17 protein-coding genes and 1 pseudogene are annotated in these 21,319 nt (G+C 62.2%); 6 read left to right on the top strand and 12 right to left on the bottom strand.

What is annotated here, in order from left to right; all coding sequences use genetic code 11:
- Window positions 1-61: 61 nt before the first annotated feature.
- Window positions 62-4,357 (top strand): DEAD/DEAH box helicase, encoded by a 4,296-nt coding sequence (locus G7016_RS18975; protein WP_181117276.1) that lies wholly within the window; start codon window positions 62-64, stop codon window positions 4,355-4,357.
- Between the two features lie 9 nt (window positions 4,358-4,366).
- Here the strand turns inward: G7016_RS18975 and nadA are convergent, their stop codons facing one another.
- Both nadA and G7016_RS18965 read right to left on the bottom strand, forming a co-directional pair.
- Entirely contained in the window at window positions 4,367-5,425 is a 1,059-nt protein-coding gene (gene nadA, locus G7016_RS18970) for a quinolinate synthase NadA (protein ID WP_181117275.1), read from the bottom strand.
- Between the two features lie 96 nt (window positions 5,426-5,521).
- Window positions 5,522-6,766, bottom strand: coding sequence for a sensor domain-containing phosphodiesterase (locus G7016_RS18965; protein WP_181117274.1), 1,245 nt, complete (start codon window positions 6,764-6,766; stop codon window positions 5,522-5,524).
- 91 nt (window positions 6,767-6,857) lie between these two features.
- Between G7016_RS18965 and G7016_RS18960 the strand changes: the two genes are divergently transcribed.
- Entirely contained in the window at window positions 6,858-7,064 is a 207-nt protein-coding gene (locus tag G7016_RS18960; RefSeq protein ID WP_181117273.1) for a hypothetical protein, read from the top strand.
- A gap of 297 nt (window positions 7,065-7,361) precedes the next feature.
- On the opposite strand, the pseudogene G7016_RS18955 reads toward G7016_RS18960, so the two are convergent.
- Window positions 7,362-7,496, bottom strand: a pseudogene (locus G7016_RS18955) (general stress protein); the annotation flags it as partial.
- Window positions 7,497-7,956: 460 nt separating this feature from the next.
- Here G7016_RS18955 and G7016_RS18950 point away from each other — a divergent pair.
- Window positions 7,957-9,243 (top strand): Nramp family divalent metal transporter, encoded by a 1,287-nt coding sequence (locus G7016_RS18950; RefSeq protein ID WP_181117388.1) that lies wholly within the window; start codon window positions 7,957-7,959, stop codon window positions 9,241-9,243.
- Window positions 9,244-9,316: 73 nt separating this feature from the next.
- Here the strand turns inward: G7016_RS18950 and G7016_RS18945 are convergent, their stop codons facing one another.
- Together G7016_RS18945 and copC are read right to left on the bottom strand one after the other, a co-directional pair.
- The gene (locus G7016_RS18945; RefSeq protein WP_181117271.1) at window positions 9,317-9,823 is read right to left on the bottom strand and encodes a DUF4142 domain-containing protein; all 507 of its coding nucleotides are present in this window, start codon (window positions 9,821-9,823) and stop codon (window positions 9,317-9,319) included.
- A gap of 109 nt (window positions 9,824-9,932) precedes the next feature.
- Complete coding sequence (gene copC, locus G7016_RS18940; RefSeq protein ID WP_181117270.1) at window positions 9,933-10,286, bottom strand: copper homeostasis periplasmic binding protein CopC; 354 nt, start codon at window positions 10,284-10,286, stop codon at window positions 9,933-9,935.
- 134 nt (window positions 10,287-10,420) lie between these two features.
- On the opposite strand from copC, the gene G7016_RS18935 reads away from it, so the two are divergent.
- Window positions 10,421-11,428 carry a LacI family DNA-binding transcriptional regulator gene (locus G7016_RS18935; protein ID WP_181117269.1) on the top strand — a complete coding sequence of 336 codons (1,008 nt, stop codon included), beginning with the start codon at window positions 10,421-10,423 and terminating at the stop codon, window positions 11,426-11,428.
- A 2-nt stretch (window positions 11,429-11,430) separates the two neighbouring features.
- Here the strand turns inward: G7016_RS18935 and G7016_RS18930 are convergent, their stop codons facing one another.
- The 6 genes from G7016_RS18930 to G7016_RS18905 form a co-directional block, all read right to left on the bottom strand.
- On the bottom strand, window positions 11,431-12,168 hold the full coding sequence (locus tag G7016_RS18930; RefSeq protein ID WP_181117268.1) for an SDR family oxidoreductase: 738 nt from the start codon (window positions 12,166-12,168) through the stop codon (window positions 11,431-11,433).
- Window positions 12,161-13,702 carry an FGGY-family carbohydrate kinase gene (locus G7016_RS18925; RefSeq protein ID WP_181117387.1) on the bottom strand — a complete coding sequence of 514 codons (1,542 nt, stop codon included), beginning with the start codon at window positions 13,700-13,702 and terminating at the stop codon, window positions 12,161-12,163. Before G7016_RS18925 ends, G7016_RS18930 begins: the two co-directional genes overlap by 8 nt.
- A 10-nt stretch (window positions 13,703-13,712) precedes the next feature.
- The gene (locus G7016_RS18920) at window positions 13,713-14,804 is read right to left on the bottom strand and encodes a zinc-binding dehydrogenase (RefSeq protein ID WP_181117267.1); all 1,092 of its coding nucleotides are present in this window, start codon (window positions 14,802-14,804) and stop codon (window positions 13,713-13,715) included.
- 75 nt (window positions 14,805-14,879) lie between these two features.
- Window positions 14,880-15,884, bottom strand: coding sequence for an ABC transporter permease (locus tag G7016_RS18915; protein ID WP_181117266.1), 1,005 nt, complete (start codon window positions 15,882-15,884; stop codon window positions 14,880-14,882).
- Window positions 15,847-17,361 (bottom strand): sugar ABC transporter ATP-binding protein, encoded by a 1,515-nt coding sequence (locus tag G7016_RS18910; protein ID WP_181117265.1) that lies wholly within the window; start codon window positions 17,359-17,361, stop codon window positions 15,847-15,849. Before G7016_RS18910 ends, G7016_RS18915 begins: the two co-directional genes overlap by 38 nt.
- Before the next feature lie 36 nt (window positions 17,362-17,397).
- Window positions 17,398-18,327 carry a substrate-binding domain-containing protein gene (locus G7016_RS18905; RefSeq protein WP_181117264.1) on the bottom strand — a complete coding sequence of 310 codons (930 nt, stop codon included), beginning with the start codon at window positions 18,325-18,327 and terminating at the stop codon, window positions 17,398-17,400.
- 180 nt (window positions 18,328-18,507) lie between these two features.
- Here G7016_RS18905 and G7016_RS18900 point away from each other — a divergent pair, with 180 nt between their 5' ends.
- Window positions 18,508-19,236, top strand: a complete 729-nt coding sequence (locus G7016_RS18900; protein ID WP_181117263.1) for a DUF4198 domain-containing protein — start codon at window positions 18,508-18,510, stop codon at window positions 19,234-19,236.
- 110 nt (window positions 19,237-19,346) lie between these two features.
- Entirely contained in the window at window positions 19,347-19,433 is an 87-nt protein-coding gene (locus G7016_RS25820) for a hypothetical protein (protein WP_442087941.1), read from the top strand.
- A 1-nt stretch (window position 19,434) separates the two neighbouring features.
- Here the strand turns inward: G7016_RS25820 and G7016_RS18895 are convergent, their stop codons facing one another.
- On the bottom strand, window positions 19,435-21,294 hold the full coding sequence (locus G7016_RS18895) for a bifunctional diguanylate cyclase/phosphodiesterase (RefSeq protein WP_181117262.1): 1,860 nt from the start codon (window positions 21,292-21,294) through the stop codon (window positions 19,435-19,437).
- Window positions 21,295-21,319: the final 25 nt, after the last annotated feature.

The raw sequence follows: 21,319 nt of genomic DNA, 5'->3' as shown, positions 1-21,319 counted from the left end.
GCTGGTCGGCGCCCTGGTGCCGACACTTGCAAGCGCAGGGCGGCAGCCCCATAAATGAGGCATGAACCTGCCTCCTTCAGACCTCGTCCCGGACAGCATCCTCGACGCCTTCCACCCGGCCGTTCAGCGCTGGTTCCGCCAAAGCTTCCCGGCCATGACCCCGGCCCAGGCCGCGGCCTGGCCATTGATTCGCGCCGGGCGGTCCACGCTGGTCGCAGCCCCTACCGGGTCGGGCAAAACCCTCACAGCCTTCCTGGCGGTGCTCGACGAACTGGTACGCCAGGCGCTTACGCCTCAGGGCCTACCGGAGCAGACCCTGGTGGTCTATGTGTCGCCGCTCAAGGCATTGTCCAACGACATCCAGATCAACCTTCAGCGCCCGCTCGCCGGCATCAGCGAACAGCTGGAGGCGATGGGCCTGCCACCCCTGCGGCTACGTACGGCGGTGCGAACCGGCGACACCCCTCAGAAAGAACGCGCGGCCATGCGCCGACAGGCACCGCATATACTGGTGACCACGCCAGAGTCCTTGTACGTACTGCTGGGCTCGGACGGGGGCCGCCAGTTGCTGGGCGGTGTGAACACCGTGATCGTGGACGAAATTCACGCCGTGGCGGACAGCAAGCGCGGTAGCCACCTCGCCTTGAGCCTGGAACGCTTACAGGCACTGGGCGACACGCCGCTACGCCGCATCGGGCTATCGGCCACCCAAAAACCTATCGAGCGCGTCGCGGCGTTTCTGGTGGGCCACGGGCGCACCTGTGAGATTGTTGACGTGGGCCACGCCCGCCCTCGCGACCTGGCGCTGGAAGTGCCGCCCGTGCCGCTCGGCGCGGTCATGGCCAATGACGTGTGGGAGTTGGTCTACGACCGCCTCGCCGCCTTGGCGCGCGAGCACCGCACTACGCTGATTTTCGTGAACACCCGGCGCCTGGCAGAACGGCTTACCCGTCACCTGAGTGAGCGCCTCAGCCGCGAAGAAGTCGCGGCGCACCATGGCAGCCTGGCGCGCGAGCAACGCTTGAGCGCCGAGCAGCGGCTGAAGAACGGCGAACTGCGGGTATTGGTGGCCACAGCCTCGCTGGAGTTGGGGATCGACATAGGCGAGGTGGAGCTGGTGTGTCAGATTGGCTCGCCGCGTTCCATCGCCGCGTTTCTGCAGCGTGTGGGCCGTTCCGGGCACCAGGTGGGGGGCACGCCCAAGGGGCGACTATTTGCGACATCCCGTGATGACCTGATCGAGTGCGCAGCCCTGCTGGACTGCGTACGAAGAGGCGAGCTGGATGAACTGAAAATGCCCAGGGCGCCGCTCGACGTGTTGGCGCAGCAGATCGTGGCTGAGGTGAGCTGTAGGGAATGGGACGAAAATGCCCTGCTGGCGTTATTCCGCCGAGCACAGCCCTACGCCGAACTGGCCGAAGCCGATTATCGCGAACTGCTGGCCACCCTTGCCGAGGGCTATAACACGCGGCAAGGGCTGCGCAGCGCCTACCTTCACCGGGATGCCGTCAGCGGAACGTTGCGCGGCCGGCGTGGCAGCAAGCTGACCGCCGTCACCAGCGGCGGCACCATCCCCGATAACGCAGACTACAGCGTGGTGCTCGAACCCCAGGGCTTGAATATTGGCAGCGTGAACGAAGACTTCGCGGTCGAGAGCCTGGCGGGGGATGTGTTCCAGCTCGGTAATGCCTCCTACCGGATCATTCGGGTCGAGGGCGGCCGGGTGCGGGTGGAAGACGCCAAAGGCATGCCGCCCAATATCCCCTTCTGGCTGGGCGAAGCGCCGGGGCGAAACGACGAACTTTCGCATTCCGTTGCCCGGCTGCAGGGCGCAATCAACGAGCGCCTGGCCGCCAGCGGTGAACAGCACGCGCCCTTGGTGGCTTGGCTCACCGAAGAGCTGGGGCTGGACGTTGCCAGTGCCGAGCAACTGTTGGATTACCTCGGGCGCACCCGCCAGGCGCTGGGGGCGCTGCCGTCCCAGAGTACTTTGGTGATGGAGCGTTTTTTCGACGAGTCCGGCGGTACTCAGCTGGTGATTCATTCGCCCTTCGGCAGCCGGCTCAACCGCGCCTGGGGGCTGGCCCTGCGCAAGCGGTTCTGCCGCACCTTTAACTTCGAACTGCAAGCGGCCGCCAGCGAGGACGCCATCGTGCTGTCGCTGTCCACCAGCCATAGCTTCGCCCTTGAAGAGGTGTGGCATTACCTGCGTAGCGCCACTGCCGAAGCCATCCTTATACAAGCCCTGCTCGACGCTCCGCTGTTCGGCGTGCGCTGGCGCTGGAACGCGGCCACGGCCTTGGCGCTGCCGCGCTACACCGGTGGCCGCAAGGTCGCGCCACAGCTGCAGCGCATGAAAAGCGAGGACTTGATCGCCAATGTATTCCCGGACCAGATCGCCTGCCTGGAAAACATCGTGGGTGAGCGGGAAATCCCCGACCATCCGCTGGTTCGCCAAACCCTGGACGATTGCCTTCACGAAGCCCTCGACAGCGAAGCCTGGCTGCACCTTTTACAGCGAATCGAGACCGGTGACGTGCAACTGATCAGCCGCGACCTCCCTTCGCCCTCCCCGCTAGCCGCAGCCATCCTGAATGCCCGGCCCTATGCATTCCTGGACGATGCTCCCCTGGAGGAGCGCCGAACCCAGGCGGTACTCAGCCGCCGCTGGACCGACCCGGAATCGGCCGACGACCTCGGCGCGCTGGACCCTGACGCGATCCGCGCCGTGAGCGAAGAAGCATGGCCGCAACCGCGCAACCCGGACGAAATGCACGAGGCATTGATGACCTTGGGCGTGGTAGCCCATGCGGAAGCGCGGCTGGGCGCGGACTGGCCGGCCTGGTTGAGCACCCTGGCCAGCACCGGCCGAGCCGGCGAGCTGGTGACTGACCAGGGGCTGCACCTGTGGTTCGCCCGTGAGCGGCTGGCCTGCGTGCGCGCTGCCTATCCAGGGGGCTCGATACCGGGTGAGCTGAAAGACCTTCCCGGCTTCGAACACACCTGGGCAGTAGAAGACGCGCAATTGGAGCTGGTGCGCAGCCGCTTGAGCGGATTCGGCCCCTTGCGCTGCAGCGACCTGGCCGGCGCAATGGGGCTGCCCCTGAATGCGACCGAGCAGGCATTGGCGCGGCTGGAAGGCGAAGGCTATGTGCTTCGCGGCCAGTTCCGCCCAGGCCTGGAGGGCGAACAATGGTGCGAGCGGCACCTGCTGGCGCGCATCCATCGCTATACCGTAAAGCGCTTGCGCCGGGAAATCGAACCGGTATCCCTGCAAGACTTCGTTCGGTTTTTATTCGATTGGCAGCACCTCTCCACCGCTACGCGCATGGACGGCAGCGCGGCGCTCGCGCAGGTGCTGGCTCAATTCGAAGGGTATAGCGCGCCTGTAAGCGCCTGGGAAAGCGACCTGCTGCCGGCCCGGGTAAAAGGCTATAGCTTTACCTGGCTCGACGAAGCCTGCCGGTCGGGTAAAACGCTGTGGTTACGGCGTGCAAACGGCGCCAAGAGCGCCGGTACCACCCTGCGAGGCACACCTATCATGCTGCTGCCACGGGCCCGCCTGGGGCTGTGGCAAGCACTGGCCCACGACGAGGCCAGCCCCACCGAACCCAGCCCAAGGGCGCAGAGGGTACTGGATGCGCTGCGTGAGCACGGCGCGCTGTTTTTCGATGAACTGCAGGACGAAGCCCGGCTGCTGCGCACTGAGCTGGAAAATGCATTAGCCGAGCTGGTCGCCGCCGGGCTGGTGAATGCCGACAGTTTCGCGGGTTTGCGCGCATTGGTTACGCCCGCCAGCAGCCGTCAGCAGCGCAGCAGCCGCCGCGGGATGGGTGCTTTTATAGGCGGCATGCAAGATGCGGGGCGTTGGGCCCTGCTCCGCCGCCCGGGCACCCCGCCACCGCGCAATGAACAGCTGGAGCAACTGGCGATGACCTTGCTGCGCCGCTATGGCGTGGTGTTTTGGAGGCTGTTGGAGCGTGAAGCGGACTGGCTGCCCAGCTGGCGGGAATTGTTGCGCACCTTGCACCGGCTCGAGGCGCGGGGTGAAGTGCGCGGCGGGCGCTTTGTGGCCGGGCTCTCGGGGGAACAGTTCGCGCTGCCCGAAGCCATTCCGTTGCTACGCGAAGTGCGTCGCCGGCCGCTCGATGGCAGCGTGATTGCCGTTAGTGCCGTAGACCCGCTCAACCTCGTCGGCACCTTGCTGCCCGGCACCCGCGTTCCCGCGTTGGCAGGCAACCGGTTGGCGTATCAGGACGGCATCCCGGCCGCCGCGCTTATAGGCGGCAAGCCGGTGTACTGGGTCGAGCAAGCCCCCGCCCTGCGCGATGCGCTGGTGAAGAAAGCGGGGTGGTAGTTTTCCCCCCTACGCGTTCCCCGCCAGCCGCATGCGAGCGGCCTGGGTGAAGTCGAGCATGCGCTTGAGCGGGCGGATGGCCTGAGGGATGAGCGCCGCGTCGACAAAGATCTCGTTGGTGCCTTCGCGTAGGCATTCCAGCGTGCGCTGCAGCGTGTTCATGGCCATCCACGGGCAATGAGCGCAACTGCGGCAAGCGGCGCCATTACCTGCGGTAGGTGCTTCGATGAAGGTTTTGTCCGGGCACAGCTGCTGCATCTTGTAGAAGATGCCCCGGTCCGTGGCCACGATGAACGTAGGGTTGGGCATTCGCTGCGCCGCGGCGATCAACTGGCTGGTGGAGCCTACGGCATCGGCCAGGGCGATCACGGCCTCCGGCGATTCGGGATGCACCAGCACCGCCGCCTCCGGATACAACGCCTTGAGGTCTTCGAGCTGCCGCGACTTGAACTCTTCGTGAACAATGCACGCGCCGTCCCACAACAGCATGTCAGCGCCCGTGTGCTTCTGGATGTAGCTGCCGAGGTGGCGATCCGGCGCCCAGAGGATCTTCTCGCCGTTGTCCATCAGGCTTTCGACGATTTCCACGGCGCAGCTGGAGGTCACCACCCAGTCGGCGCGCGCCTTGACCGCCGCGGAGGTGTTGGCATACACCACCACGGTGCGGTCGGGGTGCTGATCACAGAACGCGCTGAATGCTTCCACCGGGCAGCCCAGGTCCAGAGAGCAGGTCGCCTCCAGGGTCGGCATCAGCACGCGCTTTTCCGGGTTGAGGATTTTTGCGGTTTCACCCATGAAGCGCACACCCGCCACCAGAACGGTGCTAGCACTATGCTGGTTACCGAAGCGCGCCATTTCGAGTGAGTCGGACACACACCCGCCGGTTTCCTCCGCCAAGGCCTGGATCACCGGATCACAGTAATAGTGCGCGACCAGCACTGCGTCTCGCGCCTTCAGTTCTGCCGCGATGGCGCGCCGATATTCCGCCTCTTCGACAGGCGTAAGGGCCACGGGCTGGCGGGCATCCAGGTGGGCCTGGACCAGCAAGCGTTCGGAAATGTGAGACATGGACAAGACCTGCAAGCGCTGATGTGTACAGGACGCAACTATACACTGGCAGACCTTGCAGGGCTCGCGGCACTTGCCTGCGATGGCGGGCGGGGCTCAGGGAGCCTTCGGGTCGGACAACTCTGGCAGGCGCGGCACTTGCCAAAGGGTTGCCAAGGCCAACGGCATGGGCCGCCCGGTGAGGTAGCCCTGAACCTTGTCGGCGCCAAGGCGGCGCAGGGTCAGCAGGTCAGGCAGGGTTTCGACGCCCTCCGCCACCACGCTGCAGTTCGTTTCGCGCGCGAAGGCAATCAGCGCCGATGCCATGGCACGCTGTTGGGAATCTCCGTGTATGCCTTGGGTGAGCGCCATGTCGAGTTTGATGATATCGGGCCTTAGTTGAAGGATATGGCGCATGCTCGCATAGCCAGCACCTGCGTCATCGATTGCCAGACGCAAGCCTCTCGAACGCAACGGCTCGATGGCCTCGACCAGTGCGCCGTAGTCGGAAACGATCGAATGCTCCGTGAGTTCAAGCACGAGCCGCGATGGGTCACAGGTTGCCAATACGCGCGCCAGTCGCCCGGACAGGAACAGCTGCGGCGAACAATTGAGCGACAGGTAGTGGCCAGCCGGCAACTGGCTCAGCCCCGCCAGGCCTTTTTCGACGGCACGCAGTTCCATCTCCAGCCCTAACCCGGCTTCGGCCGCGTCCCTGAACCACAGGTCCGGGCTGCGCATGGGTTCGTCGGTAAAACGGGCAAGGGATTCCCAGCCGCAGATCTGCCCGCGGGCAAGGTCAACGATCGGCTGATACACCACATTGGGTTGAGCCTTTGCCAGCGCGGCGCAGATGACGCGATGCTTGCGCAAGCGCTCGTCTTTCGCCTGCTGGCCGACCTCAAGGCGATCGGCTATCAATTCGGCAAACACCTTGAGCATGCTCAGGTCGCGCTCGCCAAGACTGGTGTCCGCGTAGCCTGAGAAGCAGCACAAGGTGCCATACAACCGCCCATTGCTGAGGCGCACCGGAACGCTGATATGCGCGCCAATCGGCAAGGCGCGCGTTTCAGGAATAGCCATGGCCAAGGGCAAAGCCGCCGTGTTGGGAATAAGCTGAGGCAGCCGACCATCCACCACCTTCTTGCAATAACCCGCTTCAAGGGGCAGCACATCACCCGCCTTCAGCGGTGAAACGCCCCGCGCATCTACGTGGGTAAATACGCGGTCTCTCTCGCGAAAGCGGGAAACGAAAGCAACGTCCATATCCAGATGCGTGCGAAGGGCTCGCAGTACTTTATCAATTCCTTCTTCCCCCGCCGCTGGCGGGGTTTTCAGGGCCACCACACTGGTCAAACTCATTGACCGACCTCCCTGTTACAACGGCAATACAGAAAGGGTAGATGTTTTCAGGTTGGATCCGCCATCCTCCAATGCGACGAAGCTCACTGTTGTGCGTGCCATTCGTCGCCTGAGGGCCGTGCCGAACGAAGGCCTGACAATCAATACCGAGCCGGCGACTTCAACCGTCACCGCGCCGACGGGTACCACCATTGCTGTGCTGGCCGCCAATGCGCGCTTTCTCGGCCCGGTCGGTCTTGACATCAACTGGGGCCGGCGTGCCCTTGCCGCCGTGGCTGGAATTATGGGGATCGGTTGAACCATAGGAAGGTTTGTGATGGTTGGTCATCGCTGATACCTCTATGTTTGCGCCAGAAGTACACGAATACTATCCGGCTATTTGCATGTTAAATAATGTCGTGTAAGTAAAGCCCCGCTATCGAGACTGTTGTTTGCCAGTGAATAAAATGCCACTCTCCCTCACTGCCCGGCCATGTACAACTTTTGTTCACTACCACGGCCAGCATCAAGTTCAAGTGGCGTTTGAATCAGAAGCAGTATTCAGCGCTTCCTTTCAGCTTTGTGTCGTGCTACCGCTCTTGGCAGCACCCCGATGGCTACGTCTCCCGCCCTTGCGACCGGCTTCCGCCGCCCTGGCTGGGTCGTTGGCAAAATTACCACCTGAAACACTACCGCCCTTTCGCCCGGCTTCAGCGGCGCGGGTCGGGTTGTTTGCAAAGTTACCAGCGTTCTTACTCTTTACTGCCATGGCGATATCCTCCTGGATGTGGGTCGCTACATAGTTATGGAAGCAGGCCGCAGGAATAAGTTTTTCAAAAACCGAAACGAAGCTGACAAACGGTCCGGCCGGATCAGGCTGCTATTTTTGCCGATAAGCGAAAGTTGCATATGGATTAAGCATTTACTCGGCCTGATTGCAGCCTCCACCAATAGTGACGGACTTTTGAGCGGACCGACGGTGCATGGCCGAACGCTGCAGGTGGTATGAGGCAGCGCGCGCCGAATACCAACGCTTGAGGTACAGTGGTATCGGGCGTGAACGCTCGGCGTCCGCAGGGTTCATACCCTAGTGCTTTTTTATATCTCGTTGGAGCTGAACTGTGGCGGAGCCCGAAGACCGACCGAATTTCCGTGCCAATGATGGCGAGCCGGCATTGTTGAGCCGTTTCGGCGTAGGGGCGCAGCCCAGCATGGGGGATCTCAACGCCAGTATCCGCATTCCACAGAACGGCGGCTGGCTTCGCAGGCTGCTCGCGTTCGCAGGCCCTGGTTATATGGTAGCCGTGGGGTACATGGACCCAGGCAACTGGGCTACCGACCTGGCAGGCGGTTCACAGTTTGGTTACATGCTGCTGTCGGTCATCCTGCTGTCCAACCTGATGGCCATTGTGCTTCAAGCCTTGGCGGCACGCCTTGGCATCGCAACGGGCATGGACCTGGCCCAGGCTTGCCGGGCGCATTACAGCAAACCGGTACGCATTGCCCTGTGGCTTGCCTGTGAACTGGCAATCATTGCCTGCGACCTGGCTGAGGTCATCGGCACGGCCATTGCGCTCAAGCTGCTGTTCGATATTCCTCTGATATGGGGCGCAATCCTCTGTGCGTTGGACGTGTTCCTGATTCTGTTGCTGATGCAGCGCGGGTTTCGCTGGCTCGAGGCATTCGTGGTGGCGCTGCTTACGCTGATCTTCGTGTGCTTTGCCGCGCAGATGGTGATGTCTCATCCCCCGATCGGTGCGGTGCTGCAGGGCTTTATCCCACAAAAGGAAATCGTTACCAACCCCGCCGCGCTGTATCTGGCTATCGGAATCATCGGCGCGACGGTAATGCCTCATAACCTTTACCTGCATTCCTCGATCGTGCAAACCCGTGCATATGAGCGCACCGATGCCGGCAAGCGGCAAGGCCTGCGCTGGGCGGTAACGGACAGCACCATAGCCTTGAGCCTGGCGCTGTTTGTGAATGCGGCGATCTTGATCACCGCTGCGGCGGTGTTTCATTCGGCTGGGCGGACAGATGTGGTAGACATCGAAAAAGCCCACGAACTGCTCTCGCCGATGCTGGGTATCGGCATTGCCTCCACCTTGTTCGCGATCGCGCTGCTGGCCTCGGGCGTGAACTCTACGGTAACCGCTACCCTGGCAGGCCAGATCGTGATGGAGGGCTTCCTTCACCTGCGCATTCCCGATTGGGCCCGGCGGCTGCTTACTCGCGGCCTGGCGGTGATCCCTGTGGTAATCGTCACGGCATTGTATGGCGAGCGCGGCACATCCCAGTTGCTGGTGTTCAGCCAGGTGATTCTGTCCATGCAGTTGCCCATGGCTGTGATCCCTCTGGTGCGCTTTGTCACCGACCGCTCGAAGATGGGCGCACTGGTGGCAGGCCGGGGCCTGGCGGTAGTGGCATGGGTAATCTCGGGGATTATCGTGGTGCTGAACGTGAAGCTGCTGGTAGGTGCCGTGCAGGAATGGCTGTAGAGCAGTGTGGGGGAGTGGGCGAAGCCCGCGAATGATACTTCGCGAACTTCGCCTTGGCTAAAGCGCTCAGTGCTTAGTGAGCATCGCCACCGTGCTTGGCGGCCAGTTCCTTGGCGGCTTTGAGGTGAGCTTCGAGTTTGGGCAGGGTTTCCTTGGCGAACGCCTTCAGTTCCGGATCCTTGCCTTCGTTGGCTTCCTTCTGGAAGATCTCGATAGTGGCTTCGTGGGCTTTTACCTGGTTGTTGGCGTAGGACTTGTCGAACGACTCCTCACGGATATCCAGGATCATCTTCTTGGCTTTGTCCATCAATTCCGCGTCAGAAGCTACTTCAAGCTTCTTGGCCGTGGCGATGCCCTTGAGCTTCTCGTTGGCTGCAGTGTGGTCCTTGATCATCATCTGGGCGAAGGTTTTCACGTCAGCGGATTTGCTTTTCTGCTCCGCCAGCTTGCCCGCCTCGATTTCCGCGATGCCTTTTGCCGATGCGTCGTCGACGAAGTCTTCGGCATCCGCCGCGAAGGCCGTGTGAGCCCCCAGCAACAGGAATGCGCCACAAATGCCGGCTTTAAGCTTCTTGTTCATACGGATCGTCCTTTCATGAGTGACAGACAGGTGCGCGCAAAGCGCCTCACTCTTTCTCAGACGGAACGATCGCCGTACGGTTCAGGTTTTTTACCTGGCTACGCTGCAGCTATTTGACGTTGAAGGTGTACTGCCCCTCGCTACGGTGAGTGTCCACGGACACGACCTTCCAGTGCACCGTCCAGCTGCCGGCATGAAGCGGGGTGGCTGGGGTTGCCACAAGCACTACGGTATCGTTGTCCGCCCTGTGCACCTGTGCCTTGGTGCTGTTGCCGGTGCTGTCGGTCAAGGTCACTTCACTGAAGGCCGGCTCCACGCCTTCAGTAAACGTAAGCCGCAACTCAGCAGGCGCGGCAACAGTAGAGCCCTCGGCAGGGCTGGGCGCTTGCAGGTGGGCATGGGCCCAGGTAAGGGACGAGACAGTACTGGCAAACACGAAACAGAGCGCGGTGGAAAGCTTCATGGCTGAACTCTTATGGAAGGGCGACCGGCTGGCATCATAGCGGTGCACGGCCGGTCACGCGAACATGGCCCGCTTGCGGCCAGGGTGGGATGTGGGATCATGCCGTTACAGCCATTGCGGAGTACCGGGCCCCCATGAGCAAAAAGGCCTCCACGACCATCACGGATGTTGCTCGACGGGTCAACGTGACCACCATTACCGTTTCCCGGGCTTTCAACAAGCCACACCTGGTAAAGCCCGACACGCTGGAGCGCATTCTCGCTGCCGCGCGCGACCTGGATTACGTCCCCAATGCTTTTGCCCGCAGCCTCAAGCGCAGTGAAAGCCTGATCGTGGGCGTGGTCACCGCGTCGGTGGACAACCCCTTTTACAGCGAGATGATCAAGGCCATCTCCCGGGAGGCCAAGCAGCATGGCTATACGATCATGCTGATCGACACCGACGGGCTTGCCGATATGGAAGAAAAGGCCATTGAAACCCTGCTCGGCTACCGGGTAGCGGGCATCATCCTGTCGCCGGTGTCAGATGAACCGGGCTACAAGCCTGCCTACCTCAGCCGCCTCGGCAATGGTGACGTCCCGGTGGTCCAGCTCGATCGCGCCTTGGCAGACGCACCCTTCAGCCAGGTGGTGCTGGACAACTACCACAGCGGCATGAAAGGCGCGCGCTACCTGTTGGCCAAAGCGCCACAGCTCGAGCGCCTGCTGGTACTGACCGGGCCGGTGGGCTCGCGCATCAGCCACGACCGGTTGGAAGGGGTGAAAGCCGCCATCGCCGATAGCCATCGGCCGATCCAGCTGGACGTGCTTGCCGGAGACTACACGCTGGAACCCGCCTACACCGCTACCTTGGGCTATCTAAACGATCATTTGCGCCCCGACGCACTGTTCGGCTTCAACCAGTTGATCACACTGGGCGCGCTCAAGGCGCTGCGTGAGCGAGGCATTCACCGCAGCGACATGGCCATCTGCGGGATCGACCGCCTGCCTTTTGCCGATATCTTCGAGTTCCCGGTGGCGTGCGTCGCGCATGACGGCACCCAGGCCGGCACCAGCGCCATGCGCCTGCTGCTGGAGCGTATCCGGGACCCGCTGCGCCCCCAGGCACGGGAGGTGGTGGTGGGCGAGCTGGTGAATGCCTAGGCCTAGCGGCTGGTGTATCCGCCATCGACAGGCAAGCACACGCCGCTGATCATCGACGCTGCGCTACTGAGCAGGAACAGCACCGGCTCAGCGACTTCCGCGGGGGTGGCGAACCGTCCCAGCGGAATTGCCGCAAGCATGGGCGCGCTCTTGGCCGGGTCGCCCCAGGCATGGGTAGCCATGGGGGTAAGCGTAACGGTAGGGTTCACCGCGTTCACGCGTATACCATACTGGCCCCATTCGCCGCATTGCACCCGGGTCGTGGCATCCATGGCCGCTTTCGAGGCGCAGTAGCTCAAGTGATCGTCCAGGCCGACCATGGACGCCTGGCTGGAAACGTTGACGATGCTGCCGGCAATACCGGCGGCGATCATGTCCTTGGCCACGCGGCCGGCAATGATCGCCGCGGCACGCACGTTCACGGCCATCACTTGATCGAAGGTGGCGGGGTCCACAGTAACCGCCGGATGCAACAATGCGATGCCCGCGCAATTGACCAGCCCGTCCAGGGGCGGAAGTTCGGCGCAGGCTTTGAGCACTGCGCCAGGGTCAGCGATGTCTACCTGCAGCGCCATCGCGCCTTCTCCGGCCAGTTGTTCGAGGGCGTCGGCAGCACGCCCCATGGCGTATACGGTAGCGCCGGCCCGTAACAGTTGGTGCGCTACCTCCAGCCCAATGCCGCTGGTAGCCCCCGTGACCAGTACGCGCTGGCCGGTGAAGTCGAAGCGCAGGTTATTCATCGCGGGCACTCCGTAGCTGGTGGAAGATTGATTTAAGGGCCGGGTAGCATTGCCGGTAAGCATCGAACAGCGTGTCGTAACGCTGGCGAACCGCCGGGTTCGGTACGGCGCGTTGGCGCAGTTGTACCCAGCCGCGCTCCGACTGCGCCGGGCCCAATAACCCGGCTGTGTGAGCGGCCAGCAAGGCAGCGCCGTAGGCGGCTTCCACGTCCTGAGCGATGGTCACCACGTCGAAGCCAGTGACATCGGCGATGATCTGCATCCACACGTCGGAGTGGCTGGCACCGCCCACCACGATCAGTTGCTGATCCAGCTCACCCACCGCCTCGCGCCCGGCTTCGATATTGTGCCGAAGCGCATAGGTCACCCCTTCGAGTACGGCGCGGTACAGATGCGCCCTGCCGTGGTGCAGGCCCAGGCCGATAAAGCTGGCGCTGGCCTTGGCATCCCACACCGGGCTGCGTTCGCCCATCAGGTACGGCAGGAACAGCAACCCTTCGCTACCGGCTGGCACCGTTGCGGCCAGCCGCTCCAGCACAGCGTGAGGGTCTTGGCCCTCGATCAGCGGCAGTTCGCCTTCAGCCTGACTGAACTGGTCCCGGAACCAGCTCACCGATGCCCCTGCAGTCAGTGCCCCACCAAAGCTGTAGAGCTGCCGCTGGCCGTCATACACATGCGGGAAGCTCACCAGGCCATGACGGGCGTCGGCCTGGTGGTCGAGGTAGCCCCAGCACATGCTGGTGCCAATCATCGCCACATGTTTCCCTGGCCGGGATACCCCGGCGGCGAGCGTTGCCATGGCGGCATCCACGCCCCCGGCGAGCACTGCCGTTCCGGGCGCCAGGCCGAGTTTTTCCGCAGGCCCCGGTAGCAGCCCGCCTACCACTTCATCGGAGTGCAACAGCCGTGGCGGCATCAGGCGCGAGTCGATGCCAAGGGCGCTCAGCATCGGTTCGGACCAGGCACGCGCCTTGATGTCGTACACCCCGCCGATGTTGCCGGCGCTGCTGTGGTCTATGGCCAGTTCACCGGTAAGGGCATGGTTCACGTAGCTGTTGGGAGGTAGCAACCAACGCGTTTGTTGCCAGATGTCCGGGCGCTCCTGCTTGAGCCACAGCATTTTGGTGAAACCGTAGTAACTGTCCACGCCATTGCCGGTGATTGCCTGCAGCTGCTCGAGGTTCTGCTGCGCCTTCACCTGGGCCACCTGCGCCTCGGCGCGGCGGTCCATCCAGATCAGGCACGGGTACAGCGGCTCGATCGCGCTGTTAACCGCAATACCCGAACCGCCGTACAAGCTGCTGATGCACAGCGCCTTGATCTGCTCAGGCTCTACTTTCGCTACGGCAGTGCAGGCGGCAACGCAGGCATACACGGCGTCGAGCCATACCTGCGGCCATTGTTCGGCCCAGCCCGGCCTGGGGGTGTCTACCCGATAGGCCTGGCTGTGCCGCGCAATCAACTGGCCGTCGGGGGCCACCAGCACGGCTTTGGTGCTTTGGGTGCCAATGTCCACACCGATCACATACGCCATGACCATGGCCTCAGCCCTGCCCCACGGGTTTGAGCAGCACTTTGATCGATCGAGTGGAATCGGCGAGCGCGAAGGCTTCGGCGTAATCGTCCAGGCCGAAGCTATGGGTCACGATGCCTTTGGAGGTAATCAGGCCTCGCTCGAACAGGTCAATGGCAATGGGGTAGCAGTACGGTCCCAGGTGCGCGCCGCGAACGTCGAGTTCCTTGCGGTCGCCAATGATCGACCAGTCAGCACTGGTTTCGGCGCCGAACACACTGAACTCCACGAAGCGGCCCAGTTTACGGATCAATTCCAGGCCCTGGGTCACGCCCACCGGCACGCCAGTGGTTTCGATGTATACGTCGCAGCCGTAGCCGTCGGTGAGGTCGGCGATGATTGCCTTGGCGTCGTCACGGGACGGGTTGATTACCACGTCGGCACCGAACTGACGCGCCAGCTCCAGGCGTTCGTCCACCATGTCGATCACCACCAGCTTGCGCGGGGTTTTGAGGTGCGCCACCTGAACCATGCACAGCCCCAGCGTGCCCGCCCCGGCGATCACCAGCACATCGTCCAGCTGCACGTCGCCGCGGTTCACGGTATGAATCGCGCAGGACATGGGTTCGATCAAGGCACAGTCTTCGAGCGAAATCGCCTCTGGGATCTTGTGAACGATGGCCGTGCGGGGGATGCGCATGTATTGGGCCATGCCGCCTTCGGCCACTTCGCGCTGGAAGCCGAAGATGTTGTGCACTTCGCACATCCAGTACTGGCCGCTTTTGCAGAAGCGGCACTTTTCACAGGGTACGATCTGCTCTGCGATGACCTTGTCGCCTACCTTCACACCGAAATGCTCTTCGGCGCCCTCCCCGGCCTGCTCCACGTAACCGAAGAATTCATGGCCCGGCACCACGGGTGCCTTCACCCAAGGGTTTTCCCCGCCCCAGAACATCGCGGCGCCCGAGTGGCATTTGCAGTCGCTGGCGCAGATGCCGCACGCGCCGATGCGCAGCACCAGTTCCAGGGGCCGCGCCTGAGGCTTGCCGATACGTTCCAGCCGATAGTCCTTGGGTGCGTGACACACAACGGCTTGCATGGTGTTCTCTGTGTTGTTTTCCATGACGATGGTCCTTTCTTGAAGGCGAAGTGACCCAAGCAGCCGCGCAAGCTGCGCTTGGGTGTATTGAACGTGCGCCTAGCGGCGGCGCTGGCGGCTGATGAAGATAGCGAGCAGGATGATCCCGCCCTTGATCACACTTTGGACGTACGGCGAAACGCCGAGCATGTTCAAACCGTTATTGAGTACGCCCAGCAGCATGGCGCCTACCAGGGTGCCGAGGATCACCCCGCGGCCACCGGCGATGGACGCGCCGCCCAGCACCACGGCCGCAATGGCGTCCAGCTCGAAGGAAGCACCGGCGTTGGGCTGGCCGCTCATCAGCCGCGACGACAACACCAGCCCAGCCACCGCTGCGGTGAACCCGCTGATCACATACACCAGCAGTTTGAAGCGCCCCGCGCGCACCCCGGAGAGGCGTACAGCCTCCTCGTTGCCGCCAATGGCATACACGTAGCGCCCCATGCGGGTGTGTTGCAGCATCACCCACGCCAGCAAGTAGGTGACCAGCATGATCAGGATCGGTACCTGCACACCGAGCAGCTTGCCCCGGCCGAACCAGGCGAACCATTCCGGCAAGCCGGAGATGGGATAACCGTCGGTATACAGCAGCCCAAGGCCGCGGGCGATACCCATGGTGGCCAGCGTTACGATGATCGGCGGCATTTGCAGATAGGCCACCAGCAAACCATTGCCCAGCCCGAAGCCGGCACCAATGGCCAGCCCTGCTCCGATAGCCAGGGGTGGCGGTACTCCCGCCACGAGCAAACCGGCGCTGACGGTACCGCTCAACGCCATGACCGGGCCCACGGAAAGGTCGATGCCGCCGGTGAGAATCACGCACGTCATGCCTACGGCAATGATCGCGTTGATGGACACCTGCCGAACGATATTCTCCAGGTTGGCGCCGGTGAGGAAGTTGTCACTGGCGAAGATCATGAAGGTCGTTACCAGCAACAGGCCCACGAACGGATAGAACGCCGGGGAGCGGATCAGTTGCCGGGCAAGGTCGCCGCCTGGCCGGTGGCGCGGGCGCGCAGCGGTTTCAATGGACGCGTTCAGATCGCTGGCTTGCGGTCGCATGGCGCATGACCTCTTGAGGATTGATGGCGCTGCCCTGCAGGGTGGTAACGATGGCGCCCTTGTTGAATACCGCCACGCGGTCGCTCATGCCGATGATTTCAGGCAGCTCGCTGGAAATCAGGATGATGGCGTAGCCCTGTTCGGTGAGTTTGCGCATCAGGCCGTAGATTTCGGCTTTGGCGCCGACGTCGATGCCGCGCGTGGGCTCATCGAAGATCAGCACCGTGCAGTGATGGTTTATCCAGCGGGCGATCACCACTTTCTGCTGATTGCCGCCGCTGAGGTTGATCACCAGGCTTTCCGGGCCCGGGGCTTTTATCGCCAGGGCTTTCATCAGCCCGGCCACACTGTCGCGCTCCTGCCCACGGTCGATCAACCCGGTGGCCCGCTCGTACTTGGCCAGGTTGTTCAGTGAAATGTTTTCGCGAATGCTGAAGTCCAGTACCAGGCCCTCGGTCTTGCGGCTTTCCGGCAACAATCCGATACCGTTGGCCAATGCCGCCGCCGGGTCCTTCAGGTTCACCGGCGAGCCGTTCAAGGTCACTTCCCGGCTTACACTGGGCAGGGCGCCAATGACCGCCAGGGCCAGTTCCGTACGGCCTGACCCGACCAGCCCGGCGAAACCGAGGATTTCCCCGCGGTGTAGCGTGAAGCTGTTCTCCGGCCCCTTGCGGGCGAGCCGAAGGCGCTTGACGTCCAATACGATTTCCTGGCCCTGAGCGTACTCGGGCTTTGGTGGAAAGCTGTTGGCGAGCTTGCGCCCGACCATCATCTCCACCAGTTGGTCCAGATCACTATGGGCAGTCGCCATGCCGCCCACGTTGGCCCCATCACGCAGCACTGTGATGCGGTCACAGACCTCGAAGATTTCCTCCAGGTGATGGGAGATGAAAATCATCGCCACCCCCTGACGCTTGAGTTCGCGCATTACATCGAACAGCAACTCGGCCTCGCCAGGGGTAAGCGTGGCGGTGGGCTCATCAAGGATCAGCAGGCGCGCTTCAAGCGCCAGCGCCTTGGCTATTTCCACAAATTGCTGCTGGGCCACGCTCAAATGTTGCACCGGGCAACTCAGGTCGATGTCCACCCCAAGCCGATCGCACAACGCCGCGGCCCGCTCACGCATGTGCCGCTTGCGCAGCAAGCCGAAACGGCCGACCTGCTCATGGCCCAGGAAAATGTTTTCCACCGCGTTGAGGTAGGGAATCAGGCTGAATTCCTGGAACACGATGCCAATGCCCACCGCGATCGCGTCGTGGTAGGTGGCGAAGCGCCGGGCCTGGCCATCGAACTCGATCGTACCGCTGTCCGGATGCTCCACCCCCACGAGAATCTTCATCAAGGTGGATTTGCCGGCGCCGTTCTCACCCAGCAGCGCATGGATCTCCCCACGCTCCACACTCAGGTCGATCCCCTTGAGGGCGTGCACCCCGCGGTATCGCTTGGAAATGTCCGTCAGCTGCAAAAGGCTGCCCATCGCTCACCTCGGCTGTCACTCGTTCAGCGTTCGCGGTTACCAGGTGAAGGTTTTGGCCTTGTCGCGATCCACCAGCAGGATGTCTACCGGCACCGCCTTGGGCACCTGCGCACCCCATTTGCGCGCGAGCGCCAGCCCGAGGGCGATACGCACCTGGTCGCGCGGGTACTGGGCTGAGGTGGCGATGAACTTGCTGTCTGGTTTCTGGATTTCCTTGATGGCATCGGGCGCGCCATCCACGCTCACCAGCTTCACGTCCATGCCACTGGCTTCGATGGCTGCCAGGGCACCCAGGGACCCGTTGTCGTTCACGCTGAACAGGCCCTTGAGGTTAGGCTGCGCCTGCAGCATGTTCTCGGTCACGCTCAGGGCCTGGTCCCGCTCCTGCTTGCCGTTCTGGGTGCTGACGATCTTGATGCCGGGGAATTTGCCCAAGGCCTCCTTGCAGCCTCGGACACGCTCCAGGATAGGCACCACGGCGATGCCGTCGAGGATGGCGACGTCGCCCTTGCCTCCCAGCTTCTCGCCCAGGTATTGGCACGCCTGTACGCCCGCGTCGAAATTCTTCGAACCCACAAAGGCATCCAGCGGCCCCTCGGCCTGGGCGTCGACGGCCACAACGACCACGCCTTTGTCATGGGCCATTTTTACCGCCGACTGCACGCCGACCGAATCCGTCGGGTTGATGACCAGGATATCTATGCCCTTCTGCAGCATGTCTTCGATGTCGCTGAGTTGCTTGGAAACGTCATGGCGGGCATCGGTGACTAACAAGGTCGCGCCGATGCTGGTGGACGCGTCTTCGAGCGCGCCTTTCATGGTCACGAAGTAAGGGTTATTGATTTCCTGGAACGAGGCGCCGATCTTCAGCGGAGCGGGCGCGGCGCTGGCGGCCAATGGGAGCGTGACTAAAAGCGCAGCGGACAGGAACGTACGGGCGAAGCGAAGCCGAGGATGCTTGTTCATGCGAGGGACCCTGTGGTTTTCTTGTTTTTGTACAGAATGTCATCGTTAACATTTTGTAACCTAGCAGAGGGATATGGCCCTGGCAAGGTGACTACCGCTTAAATATTCGGTAACAGTGTAGCCGAGGCGCCGGGAAGGCCCTGTCGGTAGGATTGCCGGCTTGAACCTAGAGAACCGCTCATGAACCCAGTTCGCCTGTCCGCCCTTTTCATTGCCCTTCCCCTTCTGTTCGCAACCGCCGCCCAGGCGCATGGCCTGTGGACGGAACAACGCCGCGGCCACACCGAAGTGGTCTTTGGTGAAGGCGCCGAAGACGATGCCTTCGAGCCGGCCGCGGTAAAAGCGGGCTGGGCATGGGCGGCCGACGCAAAGCCGGTGCCTCTTACCATCGAACGGCTCACCGACCATGCTCGCCTGGCGCCTGCCAGCCCTGCCGCGATAACCGCTGTGGAATTCGACGCCGGCGTGTGGAGCGAGACCAAAGACGGCCGCTGGGAAAACAAGGGGCGCAAGGAGATAAAAGACGCCAAGCAGTCGATGCAGGCCACCAAATACACCATCGCCCTGAATGGCCCCTACCAGCAACTGCCAAAACTGGACCAGCTTGGCCTGGTCATCGTGCCCGAGGTAGACCCAGCTACGCTCAAGCCCGGCCAGGCGCTACCGGTAAAGGTATTGTCAGCCGGCAAGCCAATGGCTGATGTAGACGTGTTCGCGGATTACCGTGGTGCGCCAGGCACGGTAAGCGGTAAAACCGACGCCAACGGCCGGGTCAGTATCACCATCCGCAATGAAGGGCTGAACGTACTGGCCGCCGAAGCCCTGGTTCCGGTAAAGGGGGATAACAACATCGACAGCTATGCATACTTCGCATCGCTCACGTTCGTTGGCGCCAGGCACGCCGAATAGCCCCGAAGCCGTCTGGTTGAAGCCTTGTGCACCTTCAGCGCTTCGATTGAAGGAAACGGAACGCGCAACGCCATGGTCTATCTCCTACACATCGGATAAGGAGCAAGACCATGCTGAAGTTCCTGGGCGGTACCGTAGGGATCATTTTCCTGATCGGCTTGATCGTGGTGATCGCGCTCTTCAAGTTTATCTTCTAGGTTACGTCGCTACCGGTAGCCGAGCATCACCGCTGGCTACCTGGTAGCCGTTGCGCCCACGCCGCTTTGCCTCATACATCGCGGCATCTGCCAGGTTAAGAATGTTGTCCAGCTCGTCCAGCGGATGGCGTGAACGCAGTGCCACACCTACGCTGGCACTGATGTCTGCCGTACCGGCACTGAGCAGGAACGGCTGGGCAAGGGCCGAGCACACCTTTTCGGCAATCCGGCCGGCAATGGCCTCGCTCGCTATGCCTTCAGCCACCACAACGAACTCATCCCCTGCCAGGCGGCACACAAAATCTGCCTTGCGAACCGTTTGCTGCAACCGTAGCGCGACTTCCTTGAGCAGTTCATCGCCCACGTCGTGGCCGAACGCATCGTTGACGGCCTTGAACCCATCAAGGTCAAGGAACAGCATGGCAAACGACGATGCAGGCTCCTGCCCCATCTGCGCCAACAGCTCAGTGAGCGCGCGACGGTTCGGCAGGCCCGTGAGTGGATCGCGCATGGCCTTGTCACGCAGCGATCGCTCTACTTGCTTGCGCTCGGTCACGTCCTGGGACATCACGAAGAAACCATGAACCTCGCCGTCCCGAATGTCAGGTATGTAGGTCGCGGCCCATACACGCGTGCGATCAGCCACATAATGCACATGGTCGTTTACCGTACGTTCGCCAGCCAATGCCCGCCGGAACCAGGGCAGCAGTTCCTCATAGAGGGCCGGCGATAGTACATCCTGGATCCGCCGACCTACGAGAGCCTGCGGAGCCACGCCGAACACTTGGCGGTACACGTCATTATTGAAGAGGTAGCGAAGGTCCTTGTCCACGTGAGAGATAAGGATCGGCAGGTTGTCTGTGATCGTCTGCAAGGTACTGCGGCTTCTCACCAATTCTGCAGTGCGAACCTGTACCCGTCGTTCCAGCTCAGCCTGGTAATCCTTGAGCAAGGCTTCATCCTGCTTGCGCAGCGAAATATCCAGGATGTCCGCGATGAGATGCTGGGGGTCCCCCCGGGCATCGCGTACCAGTGCAACGCTAAGCTCGACCCAAACGGCCGTGCCGTCCTTGCGGATATAGCGCTTTTCCAGAGAATAGGTATTTCGGCGACCATCCAAGAGCTCGGCGTGCAGCGACAAATCAGCCTGAAGGTCGTCCGCATGAGTAATGGCGACGAACGTCTGGCTCATCAGCTCAGTGCGGCTATAGCCTGTGAGTTCGCAGAGTTTGGCATTCACCTCTGTGAAGTGGCCGGTGAGGTCTACCAGGGCCTTGCCGGTCGGCGCCTGCTGAAAGACGGTCGCAAACCGTGCCTCCACCACCGCCCTGGCTTGCCGCTCGTCTTCATTTACACGTCGAACGTCCCGGGCCACGGAGCGCTGCAAAAGGTCCCGTTCAACCATGCGTGCAAGGTCCATCATTCCGGCTTTTTCCGCATCCGAAAGCTGCCGCGGCACTGTGTCTATGGCGCACAGCGTGCCCAGTACCAACCCATCGGTCGTACTCAAAGGCACCCCGGCATAAAAACGCACGTACGGGGCCTCGGTCACCAGCGGGTTATCCGCAAAGCGTTCATCCGCCAAGGCGTCTTCAACGAGCAGCATGTGCTGGGCATTCAGAGCGTGTGCGCAGAACGCGATGTCACGTGAGGTTTCGCATACGTCCAAGCCAACCCTGGACTTGAACCACTGCCGGTTGGCATCTACCAATGACACCAGTGCAATGGGCACCCGCAGGAGCTGCGCCAATAGCCGGGTCGCACGGTCAAAGCATTCTTCCGCGGGGGTATCCAGCAGGTCGAGGCTGTGCAGCATGCGCAGGCGTGCTGTTTCATTCAACGGAGGGGTGGCAATTTGCATGACGTTCTACCGCACCAATCAGACC

Source organism: Pseudomonas japonica (assembly GCF_013522925.1).
In the GTDB taxonomy this organism is placed as follows: Bacteria; Pseudomonadota; Gammaproteobacteria; order Pseudomonadales; family Pseudomonadaceae; genus Aquipseudomonas; species Aquipseudomonas japonica_A.
The sequence above is the reverse complement of the archived record's forward strand: the minus strand, read 5'-3'. Positions and strand labels throughout refer to the sequence as shown.

Bases quoted from the DNA above. Each gene is read 5' to 3' on its own strand.
- G7016_RS18975 (WP_181117276.1), top strand. From the start codon at position 62: ATGAACCTGCCTCCTTCAGACCTCGTCCCGGACAGCATCCTCGACGCC.
- nadA (WP_181117275.1), bottom strand. From the start codon at position 5,425: ATGTCTCACATTTCCGAACGCTTGCTGGTCCAGGCCCACCTGGATGCC.
- G7016_RS18965 (WP_181117274.1), bottom strand. From the start codon at position 6,766: ATGAGTTTGACCAGTGTGGTGGCCCTGAAAACCCCGCCAGCGGCGGGG.
- G7016_RS18950 (WP_181117388.1), top strand. From the start codon at position 7,957: ATGGGGGATCTCAACGCCAGTATCCGCATTCCACAGAACGGCGGCTGG.
- G7016_RS18945 (WP_181117271.1), bottom strand. From the start codon at position 9,823: ATGAACAAGAAGCTTAAAGCCGGCATTTGTGGCGCATTCCTGTTGCTG.
- copC (WP_181117270.1), bottom strand. From the start codon at position 10,286: ATGAAGCTTTCCACCGCGCTCTGTTTCGTGTTTGCCAGTACTGTCTCG.
- G7016_RS18935 (WP_181117269.1), top strand. From the start codon at position 10,421: ATGAGCAAAAAGGCCTCCACGACCATCACGGATGTTGCTCGACGGGTC.
- G7016_RS18930 (WP_181117268.1), bottom strand. From the start codon at position 12,168: ATGAATAACCTGCGCTTCGACTTCACCGGCCAGCGCGTACTGGTCACG.
- G7016_RS18925 (WP_181117387.1), bottom strand. From the start codon at position 13,702: ATGGCGTATGTGATCGGTGTGGACATTGGCACCCAAAGCACCAAAGCC.
- G7016_RS18920 (WP_181117267.1), bottom strand. From the start codon at position 14,804: ATGGAAAACAACACAGAGAACACCATGCAAGCCGTTGTGTGTCACGCA.
- G7016_RS18915 (WP_181117266.1), bottom strand. From the start codon at position 15,884: ATGCGACCGCAAGCCAGCGATCTGAACGCGTCCATTGAAACCGCTGCG.
- G7016_RS18910 (WP_181117265.1), bottom strand. From the start codon at position 17,361: ATGGGCAGCCTTTTGCAGCTGACGGACATTTCCAAGCGATACCGCGGG.
- G7016_RS18905 (WP_181117264.1), bottom strand. From the start codon at position 18,327: ATGAACAAGCATCCTCGGCTTCGCTTCGCCCGTACGTTCCTGTCCGCT.
- G7016_RS18900 (WP_181117263.1), top strand. From the start codon at position 18,508: ATGAACCCAGTTCGCCTGTCCGCCCTTTTCATTGCCCTTCCCCTTCTG.
- G7016_RS25820 (WP_442087941.1), top strand. From the start codon at position 19,347: ATGCTGAAGTTCCTGGGCGGTACCGTAGGGATCATTTTCCTGATCGGC.
- G7016_RS18895 (WP_181117262.1), bottom strand. From the start codon at position 21,294: ATGCAAATTGCCACCCCTCCGTTGAATGAAACAGCACGCCTGCGCATG.